This window comes from Escherichia sp. KCJ4928, assembly GCF_004352695.1.
Lineage (GTDB): Bacteria > Pseudomonadota > Gammaproteobacteria > Enterobacterales > Enterobacteriaceae > ECMA0423.
In genome coordinates this window covers 1-1,728 of record NZ_SJWV01000368.1, presented here as the reverse complement: position 1 = coordinate 1,728, position 1,728 = coordinate 1, and the positions used below count along the sequence as shown (strand labels likewise).

Below are 1,728 nucleotides of genomic sequence, written 5' to 3'. Positions count from 1 at the left end.
AAATATGACTGAACTCGCGCAATTACAGGCCAGTGCCGAACAGGCAGCGGCCTTATTGAAAGCAATGAGCCATCCTAAACGATTGCTGATTCTGTGCATGCTTAGCGGTTCCCCCGGCACCAGCGCGGGAGAGCTGACGCGCATTACCGGACTGAGTGCCTCTGCGACATCACAGCATCTCGCTCGTATGCGGGACGAAGGGCTTATCGACAGCCAACGGGATGCCCAACGCATTCTATATTCCATTAAAAATGAGGCGGTAAATGCCATTATCGCCACCCTGAAAAATGTCTATTGTCCGTAAGGAGTCACTATGGCTTTGACAACCATTTCGCCGCATGATGCACAAGAATTAATCGCACGCGGCGCAAAGTTAATCGATATTCGTGACGCTGATGAATATCTTCGTGAACATATTCCTGAAGCAGATCTGGCTCCATTATCCGTGCTGGAACAGTCAGGTCTTCCACCTAAATTACGTCGCGAGCAAATTATATTCCACTGCCAGGCAGGTAAACGCACCAGTAATAACGCCGATAAATTAGCAGCGATTGCCGCCCCCGCAGAAATATTTTTACTCGAAGATGGGATTGATGGCTGGAAAAGAGCTGGATTGCCAGTAGCGGTAAATAAATCTCAACCCTTGCCGTTAATGCGCCAGGTGCAGATCGCTGCGGGTGGTTTAATATTAATCGGCGTTGTACTGGGTTATACCGTAAATAGCGGTTTCTTCTTATTAAGTGGCTTTGTTGGTGCCGGGTTACTGTTTGCAGGAATCAGCGGTTTTTGTGGAATGGCAAGGTTGTTAGATAAGATGCCGTGGAACCAACGAACTTGAGAAGCGACGCCGGACGCGCCCTAGCAGCGACATCCGGCCTCAGTAATTAGATCAGGAAATCGTCGAGAGATTTACCTTCTGCCAGCGCCTGAGCAATTGGCTTCGGTGTACGGCCCTGACCGGTCCAGGTTTTAGTTTCACCGTTAACATCGGTGAATTTATATTTCGCCGGACGCGGCTGGCGTTTTTTACCAGCGCGTGGTGCAGCAGCAGAGCTATTACCTAATAACTCTTCCGGGTTAATTCCGTCAGCCTTCATCAGCTCCAGCCAGGTGCTAATTTTTTCCTGACGCTCAGCCAGTTCACGCTGCTGCTGTTCTTCTTCTTCACGTCTTTCTTTAGTGACAACCCTGAATTTTTCGAGCATTTCTTCAAGAACGTCAATGGAGAATTCGCGAGCCATCGCACGGAGGGTGCGAATGTTATTTAAACTTTGTAACATTACGGACATAATAAAGAAAACCTTTTAACGCCAAAACAAAAAAGTATTTCGTCGCGTAGTGTAAGCGATCACTTATTATATTTCCACAAAATTTAATCTATTTACAGTCCTGCGCGAGATTATTTCAGCTGTTATTTTCTGAAACTCTCAGAATAATTTCAAGATTATATATTAGCCATTTTGATGAGTAATTTAGATTATTGGTGAACAGAGTGGCGCTCTCTGCTCGCTAATTCCGCAAGCCTGACAAAACCGAAGTGAATAAAAATGCAATATAACAGAATAAAAGAAAACACCCCTCACTGGTGCTTTCTGCTGTTAATGTACATTTTCTGGCATAAAAAATGCTGTAAATGACACGGTCACGACATACACCGAATTCTCTACGCTTATAGCGTTACCTCACCCCCAAACTTTCATTAGTGAAATTAAAGGCAAGGTCATATCT

General features: G+C 45.5%; 3 protein-coding genes. 2 read left to right on the top strand and 1 reads right to left on the bottom strand.

Going from position 1 to position 1,728, the window contains the following annotated elements:
* Nucleotides 1-4: 4 nt before the first annotated feature.
* Nucleotides 5-304: a metalloregulator ArsR/SmtB family transcription factor gene (locus E0D98_RS23900; protein WP_000137280.1), complete on the top strand. Its 300-nt coding sequence runs from the start codon at nt 5-7 to the stop codon at nt 302-304.
* A gap of 9 nt (nt 305-313) precedes the next feature.
* On the top strand, nt 314-838 hold the full coding sequence (gene ygaP, locus E0D98_RS23895) for a thiosulfate sulfurtransferase YgaP (RefSeq protein ID WP_001229468.1): 525 nt from the start codon (nt 314-316) through the stop codon (nt 836-838).
* Between the two features lie 46 nt (nt 839-884).
* Here ygaP and stpA read toward each other — a convergent pair whose 3' ends face one another.
* Nucleotides 885-1,289, bottom strand: coding sequence for a DNA-binding protein StpA (gene stpA / locus E0D98_RS23890; protein ID WP_000115383.1), 405 nt, complete (start codon nt 1,287-1,289; stop codon nt 885-887).
* Nucleotides 1,290-1,728 lie beyond the last annotated feature (439 nt).